The following is a 19158-nucleotide window of genomic DNA, read 5'->3' as shown; positions in this document are numbered from 1 at the left end:
GGCAGTTTTTCCAAAAAGAATGAAATGACCGTGTTCAAGATTGCAGGCGAGTCATGCCGATTTTTTAGGTAACGAATTGACCGGCCTGCAAACGGGGAATGCCGCCGCCAGGCATTCCCCTTTCTCTCCGAACGCGACAGCAAGTGGATCAGAAACTGCGCGAGTAACTGACCGTCATGGTGCGTCCGCGGCCCGCGAAGTAGCTGTCCTGCGTCGTTTGCGACTGCGCATAGTACGCAATGTACTGACGGTCGAACAGGTTCTCGATGCCGAGGCCGAGGTCGCCCCACGCTGTCTTGTACGAGATCGCCAGGTCGGCAACGGTATAGCCGTCGAAGTTCTCTTCCAGGTTCGTGGTGCCGACGGTACGACCCTCATTGATATGACGCGACATGAAGCGTGCTGCCTGCAAGCGTGCCGCACCACGATCCGAGAAAATCCAGTTCACACCCGCAACCAGCTTGTCCGGCCCCTGAGAACGCGCGCCCAGCGACACGTCCAACGGTGCGCCCGTAGCGGTTGCGGTCTTGCCGTCCACCTGCGAGTAGGTGGTAAACGCGCTCCACTGCTTGTTGAGCTTCATGTCAGCGGTCAGTTCCCAGCCCTTGACCACGACCGGCACGCGATCGACATGCCCGATGCCGGTGTTGCGGTCAACACGAATCTGGCTGCCGAGGTCGGAGCGCGAGTCATAGTAGGAAACGGCAACGCTGCCGCGCGCACCGCGCCACGCAAAGCCGACTTCCTTGTTCTCGGTCACCACCGGCTTCAGGTCGAGCAGGCGCTCCACAGAGCTGCCAGAGGTATTAACCGCGCGCAGCACGAGGCCGACATCCGGCAGGCCGAAGCCTTCGTTGTACGACGCAAATACGGACCAGCCGGCAGGCAGGCGCCAGATCGCGCCGAGGTTCTTCACCGTCTCGGAGAAGCGCAGTGTGCCGCCTTCGACATTACGGCTGCCATAAACGGCAAGCGTGGTGTAGGTGTCAACGTCGAGCCGCGCCTTTTCGCGACGCAGTCCGCCGCGTACGGTGACCGGGCCGAGTTCATATTCCAGCTGTGCGAACGGCGCGGTGCTGGTGAAATCCAGCGGCGGCACCCAGGTGCGGCCGGTGGCGGCCAAGTGCTGGCGCGAATTGTCGTTCAGCCAGTCAAGGCCGGTGGTCAGTTCCAGCCCCTGCACGAAAAGGTCAGGGCGCAGGTAAGTTACGCGCATGCCCTTCTTGTCAGCCACGATCTCGGACTGGTCGACCAGGGTACCCGTTGGAGCGATAGTGACGTCCTGGAAGTTCTGGAAGATGCCGGCACCATAGAGCGCAGAGAAATTCTGCTTGTACACTTGGGCGGACAGCAGGCCGCCGGCGATGTCGGCATGGCGCCAGTCCACACTCGCCGTTTCTACCTCGTTGCGCGGCGGCGTGCCGGGGGGCGTGCCGCGCTCGGACGTCGTGGTCAGGCCGGCGGCACGGTTGCCATTGACGGTACGGTAGTCGCCGTCGCCTTCCAGCTTGAATCGGTTGTATGAGAACTGTACGCGCTGCTGGTCGAAATCGGTGCCCATCTTGAGAAAGACGTCATCAGCCTTGGAATCCATCGTGTCGCCTTGCGCCGCATCCATGCCGATCAGGCGGCCGTCCGCGTCATAGGCCATGCCGCGCTTGGTGCGGCCGACGTAGACCAGCGCATCGAACTTCTCGTTCTTGTGCTCCAGCGTGTAGCCGGTCTTCCAGGTCAGGCTGTCATCCTTGAATTGCGTCGTGAGCTTGCCGTCGACGGTGTGTTTGGTGCCGAGTTTTTTCGGCGTCTTCGAGATGTAGTTGATGATGCCGCCGGTCGCACCCAACCCCTGGATGGCAGACGCACCGCTGATGACCTCGATCCGCTCGATGACGGCCGGGTCGGCAAAGTAACCTTCACGCGCGCCGTTGCGCAGTGGATTGGACTGCGGGATGCCGTCAAACAGAATCAGTGCCGTACGGCCGCGCAGGCTTTCGCCAAACTGTGTCAGCTTCTGACGGGAGGGAGCATAACCGGGGACAAAGGTGGCCAGCGCCTGCGAGGGATCTTCCGCAATCAGTAGCTGCGGTCCCAGATCTTTCTTTGAGACGATGCTGACCGCACCGGGAATTTTTTCGACCGCCTTCTCGCTGCGGGTGGCAGTGACGGCGACTTCCTGCATCGTCGCTTCCTGCGGCTCGGCCGGCTCTGCCGCCTGCGCGTTGTTTTCTGCAGCAACGGCTGGGAAAGCGTATGCCAGCGCGAGCGCGGCCACGATCGTTTTGTACGGGGTTTTTATTTGCAGAAGTGATTTCATGATGTCGAGAGTGCTGGATGGTTGTTGGCTGGCGACGCACCTCGGCGTTGGCTGGCTGTGAATTGAATGCCTTGTCTTCGTTATTCCGGTGTGTCTTCCTTTACAGGCAGATTCCTGCCACGAACAAGCCGGGCGCCGCGGCAGCCGCCACTCGGAATACCCGTTCTAGCCATGCGCCGCAGTATGGCAAGCTGCAAATCATTGCCACGCCGACCAGACCCGCCTGACATAGCCAGAGAACGATGCCGAAGGAGAAACCCTGCCCGGCTGTCGCTCCCGCCAGCGAAATGGCGAGCAGCACGATTCCGGCGGAGACGAATCGCAGGCGCTGTGCTCGTGCAAGTTCCGGAAGCCGGTTGCGATGGCGCTGGTTAGGCGACTGGGCACACAGCATCGCCATGCCGCCGAGGGCCCCGAGCAGCGATGCGCCCGCCAGCAAATGCGTTGTCATGCCGTGGCCCTCTCTTGTGTGAGCGCGCCCGTCACGGTAGACGTTTCGCGCGGCGCCATACGCCTTGCGGCAAGGATCGACAGCACGGCAACGAGAAGCAAAACAACATCCGTGCCGGCGACAGCGAACTGATTGCGGGACAAGGACGACAGCAGGTGGTCCCCTGTCATCGCTGCATTGAGCAGCACTGCAACAAGGGCGAGAGAAGCCGCAAGCCATGCCTGCTCGCGCCATGCGGCACGCAGTGAGACGGTTGACGCATCGCGACTGCGGCCATAGAACGCATGCACCAGCGGATGGACGAGGCAGGCAGCCCAGACGAGAAAGAACACGTATTGTTCCGCGCCTGCCCGATGGGGCAGCGTCGCCGGCAACAGCTTGTTGGCGACCAGCATGGCGAGTGTGGAGACGAGCACGCCGGTGCTGGACGCCACGGCGATTGCATTCACCACGCGATAACTGCTACGGCCGTCCTTCATCTGTCGCGCGCGCCGCTTTTCTACCCACAGGAGCAACCCGGTTGCGATCATCACGCAAGAGACAAGGCCCATCATGAAATACATCCAGCGCAGTCCCCAGTGGTCAAACGGGATCATGTGCAGGCCGGAAAAGAAGCGTTGTACCTTCACCGCTGCAGACGGCGCCTGCCTGCCAAGCACCTCGCCTGTCGTGCCGTCAAAGGACACCGTCAGCGTCTCGTAGCCGATCTGGTCGTGCGGGCGGCGCAGCACATCGACGACGGCATTGCGGTCCTGCGGATTGCGGATGTTTATATTGCGCACGCGGCCGCCGCCCCAGCTCTCCTGTGCCTGCGCCACCATGGCATCGACCGAGGCCAGTGCGCCCGGCTCCCCTGCCGGTTTGCGCATCACCTGGCCGAGCGCCTCCTGCTGCACTGTTGCGGCTTCGGCTCCGTAAAGCAGGAATAGGCCGGGCTTCATGTAGATGAACACGAAGATGATGAGACCGGACAAGGTGACCACGAAATGGAATGGCAGCAGCAATACCGACGACACATTGTGCAGGTCGAGCGTCGCGCGCTGCATCGATTTGCCGGGACGGAAGGTAAAGAAGTCGGCGAAGATCTTCTTGTGGATGATCACGCCGGATACGAGCAGCACGAGCATCGTGATCGACACTACTGCCAGGATCCAGTAGCCGACATCATTCGATTTCAGGTGGAACGAGTAGTGGAACGGGAAGAAGAAACCGGTGCCGCCCTTGGTGCCGACTTCCGGCAGCAGCTCTCCGGTGTTGACGTCGACGTGGCGCGTCTTCAGTTCTTTCCCTTCGCGCCAGCCGATGCGCATCGTCTGCTGGCGGTCGAACGGGTATTCCGTGTACCACTGCGTCGCATTGGGAGCGAGCCTTTCCAGGTGCGGGCGTGCAACGGCGTCAAAGGAAACGCTTGCCGGCTGTGCGACGCGTGTAGTCGGCATCATCCATCGGTCGATCTCGCGGTCGAACACCGACAAGGTACCCATGAAAAAGACGAGGAACAGCAGCGTCGAGAACAGCACCCCTGCCCAGGTGTGCAGGTAATCCATGGCATGGCGAAGACCGTGCTTCATCGTCGTTCCTATGCCGCCGCCGAGTGCGTCGTCGCCCAGCCCAGCAGCGCAAATCCCGTGCCGCTGCCGAGCACCCACAGTGCCGCGCGGTGGACGGAGGCGGCACCAAAGGCGAACAACACTGCCGCGGCCCAGAGAACAAAGGCCAGCATGCCGGACATGACGACCGCATCCGCTCGCGTGGCCCAGCGCATGGCAACGAGGCTTGCCGTCGTGCCAGCCATGAAGGACAGCGCGAGCGCAAATCCACCGATGGAGCCGATGGCGGCACGCATCAATGCAGAGGGAAGCGAAAAGCGCGGTTGCGACATGGGATGTGCCCTTATCGTGGCCTTGATGCCGACGGTGCGAGGAATACCGGCCCATGGGCCGGGCAAGAACAGCGCGCAAGGGCTGCAGGGAACCAGGTGTGTTTCAAGATAGCCTCGGAAGCGAACGGTCCGCGTTTAAACAACGACTTGCTGGCTACCTGCCTGGGTCGGAAGGATTGGCTGGCGTGATCAAATGCGCGCCTTCCGCCGCGGGCGGGGTCTGGGAGAGACGAAGGTCTGGGTCCGCAGCTTCAGGCACGCCCGCATTGTAATGAGAATTGTTCGCATTAACAAGACGTAAAACGTGCTTTCATGAAATTCAACGGGTGCCGAAGCTTGTCCTTCTTTTCGGCTGTGCTTTGCTGCTCCCCTACCGAAACAGGATGTGCGGTCCCGCCTCCGCCAGGTTTGCACACCCGCACAGCGCCATCGCGATTTCCAGCTCGTCGCGCAACAGCCGGATCACGTGGGAGACGCCCATCGCACCGGCATTGGCCAAGCCGAAGACGTAAGGACGGCCGATCAGGACGGCATTTGCACCGAGGGCAATGGCTTTCAGCACATCGGTGCCGCGCCGGATGCCGCCATCGATGAGTACCGTGAAGTCGGCGCCGGCTGCGTCCCGAATGCGCGGCAGGACGGCCGCAGTCGGCGGTAGGGTGTCCAGCGTGCGGCCGCCGTGGTTGGAGACGATGATGCCGGCGGCACCGGCACGCATCGCGAGGCGGGCGTCGTCGGGATGCATGATGCCCTTGAGCAAAATGGGAAGCCGGGTGACGCCACGCAGCCATTCAATATCTGCCCATGTCGGTGCGGAAGCCAGCAAGCCATCGAACAGCGGGCTCTGATGCGACCCCAGCGCGGCGGCCTTGGGAACCGGCAGGCCCGCCAGGTTGACGGCGGAAATGCCGGGCGGAAGCTTGAACCCGGCACGGCGTTCCCGGTCACGCACACCGCTGCTGGGCGCATCGACAGTCAGCACCAGCGCTTCATAGCCGGCCCGCTCTGCGCGTTGGGCCAGTTCGCGGGTGAAGCCGCGATCATGCTGGAAATACAGCTGGAACCAGAGCGGGCCGCGCCCTGCCTCGCTGCGTATGGCCTGTGCGACATGTTCCAGCGGCGTGCTGGCCTGGCTGCTCAGCACGATGCCCGCGCCCTGCATGCTCGCCGCGTAGGCAGTTGCCATCTCGCCGTCCCGATGCGCCATGCGCTGGAAAGCAACCGGTGCAAGCAGGATGGGATGTGCCAGCGTGCGCCCCAGCAGCACGGTGCGCGTATGGCCGCCGGTCAGCTTGCGCAACACGCGCGGGGAAAGCTGAATGGCATCCCACGCGCTGCGGTTCGCGCGCAGCGTGATTTCATCCGCAGCGCCGCCTGCGAAATACGCCCACGCGTTGTCGTCAAGACAGATACGCGCATGCGCCTCGTGATCGGCAAGCGACACGACGCCCGGAGGTATGGGCGTGATGGCTGGTATGCCGCTCATGTGTCGGCCCACATGCGCAGGAGGTTGTGGTACGTGCCGGTCAGCTGCACCACCGACGGCTCCTGCTCTCCCAGCACATTGCGCAGCTTCAGCAGCGCCATGTCCATCTCGAACAGCAACTGGCGCTGGTCGCCGCCACGCACCATGCTCTCGATCCAGAAAAAGCTCGCCAACCGGGCACCGCGCGTTACCGGCGTGACCTGATGCAGCGTGGTGCCGGGATACAGCACGGCGTCGCCGGCCGGCAGCTTGACGCGCCGCTCGCCTTGCGGGTCGTGGATCACCAGCTCGCCGCCATCGTATTCATCCGGATCGGCGAGGAACACGGTGCAGGACAGGTCGGTGCGCACCCATTGCGCCGGATTGCGCGAGTGCAGCACGGCGCCGTCGATATGGGCGCCGTAGTAGTTGCTTTCCCCGCTGTAGCGGTTGACCAGGGGATTGAAAATCTTGCGCGGCAACGCCGCGGAAAAGAACAGCGGGTTGCGCTGCACGGCGCCGAGTATCAGCGCCTGCAACTGGCGCAAGGCATCGCTGTCCTGCGCCAGTTGCTCGTTGTTCTTGCGGGCGACCGCCTGGCCGCCCGCGCTGACCCGCCCGTCCACCCACGGGGACTCCGGTCCAAGCAAGGCACGGGCGGTGGCAAGTTCCTCGCGGGTGAGAACGTTTTTCAGATGCAGAAGCATTGCGGGTCCTTGATACAGGTTTTAGAACATCGCCTTGAGCGTCAGTTCGACGCGGCGGGGCGCACCCGGCGCGTAGAAGCCGCGGTACAGCGAATCCGCGTACAGCCTGTCGGTCAGGTTGGTGACGTTCAGCTTGGCCGCCCAGGTTTCGTTGATCGTGTACTCGGCCATGGCGTCGAACACGGTGAAGCTGTCAGCCTCCAGCAGGCGCTGACCATCCGGATTCTGCTTGCCGCGATAGGTCGCGCCCGCACCAACACGCAGCTCGGGCAGGACGCGATAGGTCATCCACAGACTGCTGCTGTGCTTCGGCGTCAGCGCAGGACGGTCGCCCTCAACCTGGGCACCGGTGCCGGTGCCGCTAAGTACGACATTGCTATTGTCGATCTTCGCGCTCGGGATCCAGGTATGGTTGAAGAACACTTCCCACTTCGGCGTGATGCGGCCGGCAAGATTGAACTCCATGCCGGTCGCATGCCGCTTGCCAGAGAGCAGTTCCTGCGCTGCTGCGGTATCCGGGTCGGTGTTGCGCTCGTTGTACTTCTCGCTATAGAAGGCAGCCACGCCCAGCAGTGCCCGGCGTTCAAACAACTCCCACTTGCCGCCGACCTCGAGGTTGCGGCTCTTTTCCGGCCCGGTGTTGGCTGCACGTACCGAATTGTCGTTAAAACCAGGCGTGAACTGATAGGTATCGCCCGAGGTGTTGTACGAAGTACCGTAGGACGCGTAGTACGACGCCGCATCGTTCGGCTGGTACAGCGCGCCGACGCGCGGGCTCCACAGATTGTCGGAGCGCTCGCCGGTGCGCGCCCCCGCGGCGTCGCGGTAGGAAGCTTCGAAGTGGTCAAAGCGCAGCCCGCCGACCAGCTTGACGGTCGGCGTCAGCGCAAATGTGTCTTGCACATACAGGCCGATGTCTTGTGCATCGAAGGTATTGAACGGTGCCGGACCCCGGTTGTCGGCGCGTACCGCACCATCGTTCGGATTGCCGACAGTGGTGTTCGGCGCGAGTCCGAGGCCGGTAGTGAAGTTGTTCACCCGTTTGGCATCTTCGTTATAGAGATCCACGCCGGCGAGCACCTGATGGCGGCCGAACGTGCCGGAGAAATCGCTGGTCAACTGCGTGAGTTCGCTCTCGCCGATGCGGGCCTTGATGTTGCCCGCAGTATTTCGCGTGATGACGGTGGAGCCATTCAGGTTTTGCGCCGTGGTGCCGGGCGCAAAACGCACGACGGTCGCCAGCAGATCGCGGTCGTAGCGGCCATGTCGCAATGTCGTTTTGATCTGGCTGCCGTCATCGAAACGGTGGATGTGTCCCACGGTGCCGTACGTCGCCTCGGTATCGAGATGGTCGCTGGCCAGGCCGTAGTAGTTCTTGGCCGGCAGCGTCTCGATGATCGTGCCGGTACTCGGGGCGGCGCCGGATGTAAACCACGGATGGTTGTACAGCGGACGGCCGTCGATGCGCAGGTGGTACAGCCCGACCAGGAATTCATCCCGCGTGCCGATGCCCCAGCTATAGGTCGGCGCAATACCGAACTTCTTTTGCTTGGCGCCCCAGTTTTCAGCGTCATGCACCATTGCATTCAGGCGCAGCGCCGCATCATCGCCGGTCTTGATGTTGAAGTCGCCGGTGAAACGGTGCAGGTCGCCGCTGCCGACGGTGTAGGTGACTTCGTTCTGGTTGAACAGGAAAGGCGTCTTGTTGACCTGGTTGACCACGCCGCCGGTGGAGCCCTTCCCGAACAACATCGAGGCCGAGCCCTTCAGCACTTCGACCCGGTCGTAGTTGAAGGTGTCGCGCTCATACAGCGCACCGTCGCGCAAGCCGTCGGTGTAAATGTCGCCCGCCTGTCCGAGCGAAAAACCGCGAAGGCGCACATCTTCCTCGCCCGTCTCACCGGCCTGGAAGGTGACGCCGGCAGTATTGCGCAGCACTTCGCGGAAGTCATCAAGGTTGCGGTCGTCCATCAGCCGCTCGGTCATCACCGTGACCGATTGCGGAATGTCGCGCAGTTCCTGCGTGCCCTTGCCGATACCGGTGGTGGTAGCACGCATCGAATCCTTGCTCTGGGTTTCGCGGCTGCCTTTGACCTCGACCGTCGGCATCACCTTGTCGGGCGGGGTCGAAGTCTGTGCCCAGGCGGACACGGAAGCGGCCAGCATCAATGCACCGAGGGGCAAGGCCGCCGGCGCACGCAGGGAGTCCGATTCCTGGCCGGATTGAATGGAGCAGATGGTATCGGGAATAGCCGGTCTTTCGTATTGTTTTTTCATTGCGTTCCTTTAGATAGCGATGGTTGCTCTCCCGGCTGGCTATCTGCAATGAGAATGGCTGGCTACGAAGAAATTCAGAAAGTTGTCATGCGGTGCCGCGCGCGCCGCACCGGGCGCGCCAATCCCCGCCATTGTGTGTATGGGGGTCTGAGCGTCCGGCGGTGCGGAATCGGGGTGCGAACAGTTATTTGTAGCCGGCGCGATCCAGGATCTTCTGTGCAGCGACCTGGTTCTTGCCGATGGCGGAAATCGGGACGTTCTCGGCCTTGAACTTGCCCATGGCCTTCAACGCCGGATTGCCGGTGGCGGCGGACGATACAACCGGCCACTCGTTATTGCCATCGGCGAAATACTGCTGCGCCTCGTCGCTGGCGAGGTACTCCAGGAACTTCACCGCTGCATCGCGATGCGGCGCATTCTTTGCCACTCCGCCGCCGGCGACATTGACATGCGTGCCGGAGCTCTGCTGATTCGGCCAGACGAAGCCGACCTTGTTCATGACTTCACGATCCTCGGATTTGGTGGAGCGCAGCATGCGTGCGTAGTAGTAGGAATTGGCGACCGTCACACCGCACTCGCCGGAGGCGACGCTCTTGATCTGGTCGGTATCGCCACCGCGCGGCGGACGTGCGAAGTTGGCCACCACGCCTTGCGCCCATTTCTCGGTCGCCGCCTCGCCATTGCGCTCGATCATGGAGCCGATCATCGACAGCATGTAGGGATGCGAGCCGGAGCGGGTGCAGACCTTGCCCTTCAGCTTAGGATCGGCCAACGATTCATAGGTCTGCACATCGTCCGGTTTCACGCTGACCTTGTTATAGACGATGATGCGCGCCCGGGTAGAAAAACCGAACCATTCCGCGCCCTTGCCTTCGTCGCTGGCACGCAGATGTGCAGGGATCCGCGCCTCCAGCACCTTCGACTGCACCGGCTGGAACATGCCTTCGACCTGCGCGCGCCACAAGCGCGCCGCGTCCACCAGCAGGATCACGTCGGCCGGACTGTTCTTGCCTTCATTGCGCAGGCGCTCCACCAGCGCCGCGTCGTCGGCCTCGATCCGGTTGATGCGAATGCCGGTCTGCTGCGTGAAGTTGCTGTACAGCTGCTCGTCAGTCTGGTAGTGGCGCGCCGAGTACAGATTCAGCACGTTTTCCTGCGCATGGGCCGGCAGCGCGCCAGCAAAGGTCATCACAGCGGCGGCAAGCTTGAGTCGAAGATGTTTTTTCATGGGCGGTTCGCACTCTTTGTTCAATACCGGCATCGGAAAGGCAGCCGGGGGATGGAAGAAGGAGAAAGAATCTTTACGAGTGCGAATAATAACAATTCTCATTTAAACTAGCAATTTTTTTGAGCTGAATCAATTTATTGCCTATGACGAAACAAGGGTTTCCTGCCCGCTCAAAGGCGATGCAATGGCGATGCAGCGGGTTTTCTGTAGCGCGCAAGCCGCCGGCAAGGAGAAAGAAAGCCTTGCCAGCCATCCCCTCATCCGCAATAATGGTAATGATAATGATTCCCATTAATAAAAATTGCCAGCATGCGTAGCACCTCTTTGCCCATGGCACACTCCCCTTCGCCCGCATTTCGCCAGTTCGCCGAACGCATCGGTCCGCTCGGCGTGATCATCCTGCTGCACGTCGGATTTTTCTATGCGCTGCAGAGCGGCCTGCTGCGCCACGCCGCACAAGTGGTCGTGCCAAAAGCCGTCATGGTCAGCTTCATCATCCCGGAACAGCCGAAACCGGAACCGCCGAAACCGCAGCCCGCACAACCAACGACGGTGCCGGTCGTGAAGAAAGCCGTTACGCCGCCGCCGGTGAAGCGAAAGATCAACAACACGCCGTCGGAGAAAGCGATCAGCGCCCCTCCGGAACCGCCCGCGCCACCCGCACCGCCAGAGCCGGCACCGGAGTTCGTTCCGCCAGCGCCACCGGCAGCCGCCGCGCCCGCCCCGATGGCACCGGTGCTGCCGCGAACCATTTCGTCCGGCATCGAATACATCGAGGCGCCGCAACCCGTCTATCCGCCCGTCGCACGCCGCATGGGCGAGGAAGGCAAGGTCATGCTGCGCGTGCTCGTCAACGAACGAGGTCGCCCGGAGCGCGTGGAGGTGCAGAAAAGCTCCGGCTCGCCCCGCCTCGACGAGGCCGGCAAACAGGCCGCCATGCGCGCCGTGTTCAAGCCCCATATCGAAGACGGCCGCCCGGTTGCCGTCTTCGCCATCATCCCGATCAGGTTTCAATTAGATAGTTAACAGGAGTCAACATGGAAGCAAGTCCGTACGGATTGTCGAATCTCTGGACGCAAGGTGACATGGTCACCAAGGGTGTCGCCTTTCTGCTGGTCGCAATGTCGATCGCCTCGTGGTACGTGATCGTGACCAAGGCGCTGCAGCTGTGGCGCTACGGCCGCGCCGCGCGTGCCGCCGGCCATGAGTTCTGGGATACGACCAACATCAACGACGGTCTCTCGGCGCTCGGCCATGGCAATCCGTTCTCCGAGATTGCGCATGCCGGCGTCGGCGCAATGCGCCACCACAATGCGCACAAGGGACACCTGCACGACCAGCTGACGGTCAGCGACTGGGTCACGCTGTCGCTGCGCCAGGCGATCGACGAGGCGTCCGGCAAGCTGCAGACCGGCATGGCTGTGCTCGCTTCCGTCGGTTCCAGCGCACCTTTCGTCGGTCTGTTCGGCACCGTGTGGGGCATTTATCACGCGCTGGTGGCCATTGGTACTTCCGGCCAGGCCAGCATCGACAAGGTGGCCGGCCCGGTGGGCGAAGCGCTGATCATGACCGCGCTTGGTCTGGCAGTGGCGATCCCGGCCACCTTCGGCTACAACGCGCTCGTGCGTGGCAACAAGGCCGTGATCGCCAAGCTCAACAAGTTCGGTTTCGATCTGCACGCCTTGTTCGTGACCGGCGCACGCGCTGCCCATTCGGGCGACGACACCGCCAACGGCGCGCGCCTCGTCGCCGTGCAGGGCAAGTAAGGAGCTGACCATGGCAATGGGTTCCCTGTCCGAATCGGAAGACGACTTCAACCCCGAGATCAACACCACGCCGCTGGTCGACGTGATGCTGGTGCTGCTGATCATCTTCATCATCACCATTCCGGTGATGAACCACAGCGTCAAGATCGACCTGCCGCGCGCAACCAGCCAGCCGAACGAGACCAAGCCGGAGAACATCAACCTGTCCATCGACGCCGAAGGCAAGCTGTACTGGAACACGGAGAACATCGACGCCGGCCAGATGCAGGCGCGCATCGCGGAAGCGGCAAAGCTGTCGCCGCAACCGGAGCTGCACATCCGGGCAGAACGCACCACGCAGTACGAGAAGGTGGCGCAGGTGATGGCCGCAGCCCAATCGGGCGGGCTGGGCAAGATCGGCTTTGTAACGGATCCGCAGGGACAATAAGATCCGCCTTGACCTGACGGGCACGTCTGCTCAGGCACGCTCGTCAGGACACCTGATAATACGCAACAGCCCTACCTTCCCCATCGGCCGGCACTGCCTTTCATCTGCACTCACGGCCGGCTCGCTCACTACCGGCTTCCGGTATCCCAACATCCCATTTTTCGCACAGCGACTATCCGCGCAAGCCGTTCGTCATCGGATGTCACGCACACAGATCAAGAAACCCGTGAAGAAATTCCGGAAGGCAAGTATCTGATAGATATTTCCGATTACAATCACATCGCTTGTTTTTAAGCAACATTTCACTGCTCCGGCCACGCTCTGACCAAGCCAAGTAATGGACATGCGCCGCAATGCATTTTTGCAGGCACCGGGAGAGGAAATGTTTTTCTGGAAGTTGGTGTGACCACGCAAGGGACTCCAGGCTGACGGCATGGCCGGAGGCCGGCAATACAACGAGGCGGGTTGGCTCCCCGCAGCCTTTGCGGTCACATGACAATCTCCATCAACACCAACCCCTGACTGCCTGTTGCGGTCGGCAGATTCCACCCCGGTGGATGCCGCCGACGGTCAATGTGCAGCCGCGTAGAAGGAAATGCGTTGTGCGCCTGAGCAATCTGAAAATCTGGATCCAGCTAATCGTCACCATCGGTGTCGCCCTTCTGGTCGTATGGACCGGGGTCATCATCTGGCAAGACTATGCGTACCGGAAGACGGCAGTGGATCAGGCAAGCAGCTTTTCCCTCAGCATGCATGACGCCACCATGGCCGGACTGACGGGCATGATGGTAACCGGCACGATACAGCAGCGCGACATCTACCTCGATCAGATCAAGCAGCTCAATGTCATCCGGGACGTACGCGTCATCCGCGGCGAAAACGTAATCAAGGCCTTCGGCGCCGGCGATGCCAAATCGGATGTCCAGCCCGATGCGCTCGAAAAGCAGGTGCTGCAGACCGGCAAGGAAGTCATTCGCGTCGAATCCGACGGCAGCGGCGAATACCTGCGTGCCGTGCGCCCCACCCTCGCGGAGAAAAACTATCTCGGCAAGGATTGCACGACCTGTCACCAGGTGCCGGAGAAGAGCGTGCTCGGCGTGGTCAGCATGAAAATCTCGCTGGAGGAAGCCAATGCCGCAGTCGCCCAGCAGCGGCTCAAATCCATCCTCGCTGCCATACTGACCTGCATACCGGTGCTGCTGGTGATCTATCCCTTTATTCGCAAGGTAGTCACCCAGCCGCTGGAACGCGCAATCGCTGTTGCGCGCGGCATTGCCGAAGGCGACCTGACGCAGCAGATCGACGTCAAAACCACCAACGAAACCGGCAAGCTGCTCCAGGCACTGAAAGACATGAACCAGAGCCTTGTCGGCATCGTCAGCCAGGTGCGCGAAGGGACGGATACGATCTACGACGCATCGGGCGAGATTGCGGCCGGCAACCAGGACCTCTCCGCACGCACCGAATCGCAGGCCAGTGCACTGGAAGAGACCGCATCAGCGATGGACGAACTGACCTCCACCGTAAAGCAGAATGCGGACAACGCCCGTCAGGCCAACCAGAGTGCCTTGTCGGCCTCGGAAGTAGCCGTGCGCGGTGGTGCCGTCGTCTCCGAAGTCGTCACGACGATGGAATCGATCAATGCCTCGTCAAAGAAAATTGCCGACATCATCAGTGTGATTGACGGCATTGCCTTCCAGACCAATATCCTGGCATTGAATGCCGCCGTGGAAGCCGCTCGCGCAGGCGAACAGGGACGCGGCTTCGCGGTGGTCGCATCGGAAGTCCGCAGCCTCGCGCAGCGCTCGGCCACGGCAGCCAAGGAAATCAAGGTACTGATCAGCGGCTCCGTCGACAAGATCGAGGCGGGCACGACGCTGGCGCATCAGGCGGGCGCGACAATGAACGCCGTCGTCGACAGCATTCGCCATGTCACCCAGGTCATGGGTGAGATCACGCAGGCAAGCAGCGAGCAGACGGCCGGCATCGAGCAGGTCAACCAGGCCATTGCGCAGATGGATACCGTCACACAGCAGAACGCCGCGCTCGTGGAAAAGGCAAGCTCTGCGGCACAGTCGCTGCGTGAGCAGGCAGGACAGCTGGAACAGGTCGTGCGGGCCTTCAAGCTGAATGCACATTCAGGCGGGAACGGCCCCGCGATCCTGGCGCGGGACGGTCTTGCCGAGCCGTTCCTGGAATTCGCGGAAGAGTCCGGCGACGAATCTGCAGAAGCGAGCGGAACGCTCAGCGGCCCCGGCCGGAGCCTGCCGTCCGTGTCATACGACGCAGCACGTCGGGCTTGATGGAGGACTGGCCGGGCGGATTCGCACCTTTGCGCACCGCCGGGCCGCATCCGCCGCAACTTCCGCAACCGGAGGCGCAGTCCGCCTCCTCCTGCTTCTTGCGCAGACGGGCCGCGAGCTTGCGCATGCCCATGCTCTCGAACATCTGCGCGCTGATCCTGCGCACCGCACGCCTGGCTGCCTTTGGTGTGTAGCGCACCAGGATCGACCAGGCGGCAAAAGCGACGATCAGGCCGACAACAAATTCCTGCATTTCAACCTCCCAGCAGCGCGCGGCTGACTTGATAGGTGACGAACGACGCCAGGTACGCCAGCGCGAACATGTAGCCTGTCATCACCAGTACCGGCGTCCATGAGTTCGTTTCCCGGCGCACGATCGACAGCGTCGAAATGCACTGCGGCGCGAATACATACCAGGCGAGCAGCGACAAGGCCGTCGGCAGGCTCCAGGTAGCGGCAATCATGGGCGTCAGTGCGGTGGCGAGATCGTCGCCGGTCGTCGACAGCGCATAGACCGTGCCCAGCGCACCGACGGCAACCTCGCGCGCAGCGAGGCCGGGAATCAGCGCGATCACGATCTGCCAATTGAAGCCGATCGGCGCAAACAAGGGCTGGAGCCAATGTCCCAGCTGGCCGGCAAGGCTGTACTGGATCGCCGCACCGGTCGCCCCTTCCGGCGCGGACGGGAAGCTGGACAGGAACCAGATCACGATCATCATCGTCAGGATGATCGTGCCGACGCGGGTGACGAAAGTCTTGGCGCGTTCCCACAGCCCGATGAACAGGTTGCGCATGTTCGGCCAGTGGTAATTCGGCAGCTCCAGCATCAACGGCTGGTAGCGGCCCTTGGCCGTCGTCAGCTTCATCACGTAGGCCACCGCCATCGCCGACACGATGCCGGCAACATAGAGGCCGAACAGCACCAGGCCCTGCAGGTTGAAGAGACCGACCTCGCGGTCCGGGATGAAGGCGCCGATCACCAGTGCGTATACCGGCAGGCGCGCGGAACAGGTCATCAGCGGCGCAATCATGATGGTCGCAAGCCGGTCGCGCGGATTCTGGATCGTGCGCGTGGCCATGATGCCGGGCACCGCGCAGGCAAAGCTCGACAGCAGCGGAATAAAGGCGCGGCCCGACAGGCCGACGCTGCCCATCAGGCGGTCCAGCAGGAAGGCTGCGCGCGGCAGGTAGCCGGAATCCTCCAGCACCAGGATGAAGAAGAACAGGATCAGGATCTGCGGCAGGAAGACCAGCACGCTGCCGGCGCCAGAGACAATGCCGTCCACCAGCAGGCTGCGCAGCACGCCTTCGGGCATGGCGGCGTTGATCGCCTCGCCGATGGCGGTGACGCCACTCTCGATCAGCTCCATCGGCGCTTCCGACCAGCTGAACACCGCCTGGAAGATCAGGAACAGCACGGCGGCAAGGATCGGATAGCCCAGCACCGGGTGCAGCACGACGGCGTCGATGCGATCCCCGGCGACATGCGCATTGCCTTCGTCGGTCACCACCGCGTTCAGGATGCGTCGCACTTCGCGCTGCGTGTCTTCCAGCGTGTCCTGGTTGCCGTCATTGAAGGACTCGGTGCTGCCGGCACTGGCGCGCTGCGGCAATGCCTGGAGCTGGTCGAGGTGCGCAACGAGCGCTTCGCTGCCGCCGGGTTTGACGGCAATCGTCTCGACCACCGGAATGCCCAGTTCGGCCTGCAGCCTTGCCGTATCCACCGTGATGCCGCGCTTCTTCGCGACATCCATCATGTTCAGCGCCAGCACCGTCGGGCGCTTCAGGCGCAGGACCTCGAGCACCAGGCGCAGGTTCAGGCGCAGGTTGCTGGCGTCGACAACCAGAACGATCACGTCCGGAAGCGCCTCGTCCTGCTGCTTGCCGAACAACACGTCGCGCGTGACGGCCTCGTCCGGCGTCATCGCGTTCAGGCTGTAGGCGCCCGGCAGGTCCACCACCTGGTAGGAGCGGCCGGCTGCGGAGGTGAACTGCCCTTCCTTGCGCTCCACCGTCACGCCGGCATAGTTGGCCACTTTCTGGCGGGCGCCGGTGAGGCGGTTGAACAGTGCGGTCTTCCCGCAATTGGGATTGCCCACCAGGGCAAGGTGCAGCGGCCTGGCTGTACTCATGGTTTTCAAATAAATGTGTTATGCGCGCTCGACGTGCTCGACGCGGATGAGCGCAGCTTCGTGGCGCCGCAGCGCAAAGGTTGTGTTGCCGATGCGCACAGCAATCGGGTCGCGTCGCGGAAAAGATTCGGCAACGATGCGGATCCTCTCGCCTTCCACAAAACCCAGTTCCAGCAAGCGGCGACGAGTGGCGACATGTTCTTCGGCTTCGCCGTGCGCCAGGCCGATCACGTTGGCATGGTCGCCTTTGCGCAGGTGGCTGAGGGAAAGTTTGTCCGACTGTGGATGCTGGTGATGCTTAGCGTGCTTGCGGGAGGTAGGGGACATCGCTAATTCTCCAAAAGGAATCCGTTGGCTGCCAGTTGCGACCGGCTTTCGCCTCTGCATGCATTGCTTCGAACGCGTTTCGCGCATATTTCTGGCACATATTTCTGGCACATATTTCGAGCGCGTTTTGAGGCGGCCGATTTGTTGCAATGGCTCAAGACAAGTATACACCTTAATGATAATAATTCTCAATATCGTTTTATCTTCTTAAAACAATTAGCCCTTCCGTATTTCGCAGCAAATTTCCTGTCGCGGCGTCAATCCCGCGGCGGGAGGATGAACATCGCCGGGGCATCCGACCGTATCGCAGGCTCATCCAGCGCAACGAGTTCAAACCGGATCGGATGCGCTCCCGGCTCACTCTTGCCCGCCCCATCCTCGACCCGCACCGGAACCGACCGCGTCGAGGCTGCACCGACTTCCACTGACGCGTCCGACGCCAGCGCCATACCGCGCTCGCCGGAGACGGAAATTCGGTACACATGGGGCTTTTCATCGGTATTCATGACCTGCAGGCGGTAGACGTTTTCCACCCGCCCCTCCTCGGTGAGGCGCGCCATGACGCCGCGGTCGGCGATGACATCAAGCTTGAGCGGGACGCGCATTGCGAGCGAGCCAAGGTAAAGGGCGGCACCTGCGCCAAGCAGGCCGGCATAGGCGAGAACACGCGGGCGCCACAGCCGCCGGCGCATCTGCTGCCGCGACAGCCCCAGTTTCATGGCGTTTTCCGACGTGTAGCGAACCAGTCCGCGCGGCTTGCCGATCTTGTACATCACCGCGTCGCAGGCATCGACGCATGCCGCGCAATCGATGCACTCGTACTGCAGGCCGTTGCGGATGTCGATGCCGGTCGGGCACACCTGCACGCAGACGGAACAGTCGATGCAGTCTCCGAGCACCGGCCCTGCCCCACGCCGCCACGTGCGGCGCACGCCCCGCGGTTCGCCGCGCGCAGGGTCGTAGCTGATCAGCAGCGTATCGCGGTCGAACATCACGCTCTGGAAGCGCGCATAAGCGCAGATGTGCTTGCAGAACTGCTCGCGCATCCACCCGGCATTCAGGTACGCCAGCCCGCCGTAGCACAGGATCCAGAACAGTTGCCAGGGGCCGAGCGACAGCGTGGCGATCTCCCGCAGCAGCGTGCGGACCGGCGTGAAGTAGGCCACCAGCGTGATACCGATCCAGAGGGAGACGATGATCCATGCGACATGCTTTCCCGCTTTCTTCGCCGCCTTCGCCAAGGACCATGCCTGCTTGTCGAGCCGGATACGGGCGCTGCGATTGCCCTCGATGCGATGCTCGATCCACATGAAGATGCCGGTATAGACCGTGTGCGGACAAGCAAAGCCGCACCACACGCGCCCGGCCAGCGCGCTCGACAAGAACAGCAGGCCGGCGCACAGCATCAGCAGGCCGGCAAGGTAGATGAAGTCCTGCGGCCACAGCACCAGTCCGAACACATGGAACTTGCGCACCGCAAGGTCGAACAGTACGGCGGGCCTGCCGTTCCAGCTCAGCCATGGCAGGCCGAAGTACACCAGTTGCGTCAGCCACACCGTCGCCCAGCGCCAGTTCGTGTAAGGGCCGCGGGCTTCGCGCGCATAGATCTTTGCGCCGTACGCTGGTAGTGCAGATACCGGTGCTATCGTCCCCGGGCCTTTTCCTGGCATTGCCTGCTGCATTAACTGCTTTCATCCGTCGAAGGCCGCATGTTAACTGATGGCATTCCCTGCCGGCGCCCGGAATTGACTAATGTCAATTTTCTGCATTGAAATCCGTCCGCAGCGCATAGCCACGAGCGCGCAATCCCGAGGTGTGGTCTGTTTGTCAATTTCTTGACGCTGCTCATTCAGTGGCGATCGGTCGCGGTCCTATTATC

The 19158-nt window shown here is 62.2% G+C and carries 17 protein-coding genes; 4 read left to right on the top strand and 13 right to left on the bottom strand.

Translation table 11 applies throughout. From position 1 onward, the window contains the following. Window positions 1-148: 148 nt before the first annotated feature. The 9 genes from ACYVIA_RS02010 to ACYVIA_RS01970 form a co-directional block, all read right to left on the bottom strand. Window positions 149-2314, bottom strand: coding sequence for a TonB-dependent receptor (locus ACYVIA_RS02010; protein ID WP_460837387.1), 2166 nt, complete (start codon window positions 2312-2314; stop codon window positions 149-151). 100 nt (window positions 2315-2414) lie between these two features. Next, window positions 2415-2765, bottom strand: coding sequence for a DUF3325 family protein (locus tag ACYVIA_RS02005; RefSeq protein ID WP_460837384.1), 351 nt, complete (start codon window positions 2763-2765; stop codon window positions 2415-2417). Beyond that, window positions 2762-4336 carry a PepSY-associated TM helix domain-containing protein gene (locus ACYVIA_RS02000; RefSeq protein WP_460837383.1) on the bottom strand — a complete coding sequence of 525 codons (1575 nt, stop codon included), beginning with the start codon at window positions 4334-4336 and terminating at the stop codon, window positions 2762-2764. The genes ACYVIA_RS02005 and ACYVIA_RS02000 overlap by 4 nt, the downstream gene beginning before the upstream one ends. An 8-nt stretch (window positions 4337-4344) precedes the next feature. Further along, window positions 4345-4647 (bottom strand): hypothetical protein, encoded by a 303-nt coding sequence (locus ACYVIA_RS01995; protein WP_460837381.1) that lies wholly within the window; start codon window positions 4645-4647, stop codon window positions 4345-4347. 370 nt (window positions 4648-5017) lie between these two features. Further along, window positions 5018-6133: an alpha-hydroxy acid oxidase gene (locus ACYVIA_RS01990; protein ID WP_460837380.1), complete on the bottom strand. Its 1116-nt coding sequence runs from the start codon at window positions 6131-6133 to the stop codon at window positions 5018-5020. Beyond that, window positions 6130-6819 carry a Fe2+-dependent dioxygenase gene (locus ACYVIA_RS01985; RefSeq protein WP_460837378.1) on the bottom strand — a complete coding sequence of 230 codons (690 nt, stop codon included), beginning with the start codon at window positions 6817-6819 and terminating at the stop codon, window positions 6130-6132. The genes ACYVIA_RS01990 and ACYVIA_RS01985 overlap by 4 nt, the downstream gene beginning before the upstream one ends. A 21-nt stretch (window positions 6820-6840) precedes the next feature. Then, window positions 6841-9096: a TonB-dependent receptor gene (locus ACYVIA_RS01980; RefSeq protein ID WP_460837376.1), complete on the bottom strand. Its 2256-nt coding sequence runs from the start codon at window positions 9094-9096 to the stop codon at window positions 6841-6843. A gap of 184 nt (window positions 9097-9280) precedes the next feature. Next, complete coding sequence (locus ACYVIA_RS01975) at window positions 9281-10324, bottom strand: Fe(3+) ABC transporter substrate-binding protein (RefSeq protein WP_460837373.1); 1044 nt, start codon at window positions 10322-10324, stop codon at window positions 9281-9283. Window positions 10325-10397: 73 nt separating this feature from the next. Then, window positions 10398-10616: a hypothetical protein gene (locus tag ACYVIA_RS01970; protein WP_460837371.1), complete on the bottom strand. Its 219-nt coding sequence runs from the start codon at window positions 10614-10616 to the stop codon at window positions 10398-10400. Between the two features lie 38 nt (window positions 10617-10654). Between ACYVIA_RS01970 and ACYVIA_RS01965 the strand changes: the two genes are divergently transcribed. The 4 genes from ACYVIA_RS01965 to ACYVIA_RS01950 all read left to right on the top strand — a co-directional run bounded on the left by ACYVIA_RS01965 (window position 10655) and on the right by ACYVIA_RS01950 (window position 14820). Then, on the top strand, window positions 10655-11350 hold the full coding sequence (locus tag ACYVIA_RS01965) for an energy transducer TonB (RefSeq protein ID WP_460837368.1): 696 nt from the start codon (window positions 10655-10657) through the stop codon (window positions 11348-11350). An 11-nt stretch (window positions 11351-11361) separates the two neighbouring features. After that, a complete protein-coding gene (locus ACYVIA_RS01960) occupies window positions 11362-12090 on the top strand; it encodes a MotA/TolQ/ExbB proton channel family protein (RefSeq protein ID WP_460837365.1) in 729 nt (242 codons plus the stop codon). A gap of 10 nt (window positions 12091-12100) precedes the next feature. After that, the gene (locus ACYVIA_RS01955) at window positions 12101-12517 is read left to right on the top strand and encodes an ExbD/TolR family protein (RefSeq protein ID WP_460837364.1); all 417 of its coding nucleotides are present in this window, start codon (window positions 12101-12103) and stop codon (window positions 12515-12517) included. A gap of 602 nt (window positions 12518-13119) precedes the next feature. Beyond that, the gene (locus ACYVIA_RS01950) at window positions 13120-14820 is read left to right on the top strand and encodes a methyl-accepting chemotaxis protein (RefSeq protein ID WP_460837362.1); all 1701 of its coding nucleotides are present in this window, start codon (window positions 13120-13122) and stop codon (window positions 14818-14820) included. Here ACYVIA_RS01950 and ACYVIA_RS01945 read toward each other — a convergent pair. The 4 genes from ACYVIA_RS01945 to ccoG all read right to left on the bottom strand — a co-directional run bounded on the left by ACYVIA_RS01945 (window position 14762) and on the right by ccoG (window position 18949). After that, entirely contained in the window at window positions 14762-15073 is a 312-nt protein-coding gene (locus tag ACYVIA_RS01945) for a DUF6587 family protein (RefSeq protein WP_460837360.1), read from the bottom strand. The genes ACYVIA_RS01950 and ACYVIA_RS01945 overlap by 59 nt on opposite strands. 1 nt (window position 15074) lies before the next feature. Continuing rightward, the gene (feoB, locus tag ACYVIA_RS01940; RefSeq protein ID WP_460837359.1) at window positions 15075-16952 is read right to left on the bottom strand and encodes a ferrous iron transport protein B; all 1878 of its coding nucleotides are present in this window, start codon (window positions 16950-16952) and stop codon (window positions 15075-15077) included. 18 nt (window positions 16953-16970) lie between these two features. Continuing rightward, complete coding sequence (locus ACYVIA_RS01935; RefSeq protein WP_460837357.1) at window positions 16971-17279, bottom strand: FeoA family protein; 309 nt, start codon at window positions 17277-17279, stop codon at window positions 16971-16973. Window positions 17280-17536: 257 nt separating this feature from the next. After that, window positions 17537-18949, bottom strand: coding sequence for a cytochrome c oxidase accessory protein CcoG (gene ccoG, locus ACYVIA_RS01930; RefSeq protein WP_460837356.1), 1413 nt, complete (start codon window positions 18947-18949; stop codon window positions 17537-17539). Between the last annotated feature and the right edge of the window lie 209 nt (window positions 18950-19158).

Source organism: Noviherbaspirillum agri (assembly GCF_054780595.1).
This window is presented reverse-complemented; position numbering and strand designations above follow the sequence as displayed.